Below are 387 nucleotides of genomic sequence, written 5' to 3' on the forward strand. Positions count from 1 at the left end.
GTAGCCGGTCAGCGCAGCCAGCATCTGGCCGGTCTGGTTGTTGTCGCTGTCGATGGCCTGCTTGCCGAGGATGACCAACTGCGGCTGCTCTTTGTCGACCAGGGCTTTCAGGGCCTTGGCGACCGCCAGCGAGTTCAGCTCGTCGTTGCTCTCGACCAGCACCGCGCGGTCTGCACCGAGTGCGAGCGCCGTGCGCAGTTGTTCCTGCGCGCCACTCGGGCCAACCGAGACCACCACGATCTCGCTGGCGACGCCCCTCTCTTTCAGGCGCACGGCTTCTTCCACGGCGATTTCGCAGAAGGGGTTCATGGACATTTTGACGTTGGCGAGATCGACGCCGGAGTTGTCCGCCTTGACGCGGACCTTGACGTTGTAATCGACCACGCG

The 387-nt window shown here is 63.8% G+C and carries 1 protein-coding gene; it reads right to left on the bottom strand.

The features are described 5' to 3' along the window. Positions 1-387, bottom strand: a 387-nt coding sequence (locus ACNFH5_RS30570) for an electron transfer flavoprotein subunit beta/FixA family protein (protein WP_416752681.1), incomplete at both ends; no start/stop codon positions are given.

It is taken from the genome of Pseudomonas sp. NY15435, from assembly GCF_048068295.1.
Classification (GTDB): Bacteria; Pseudomonadota; Gammaproteobacteria; order Pseudomonadales; family Pseudomonadaceae; genus Pseudomonas.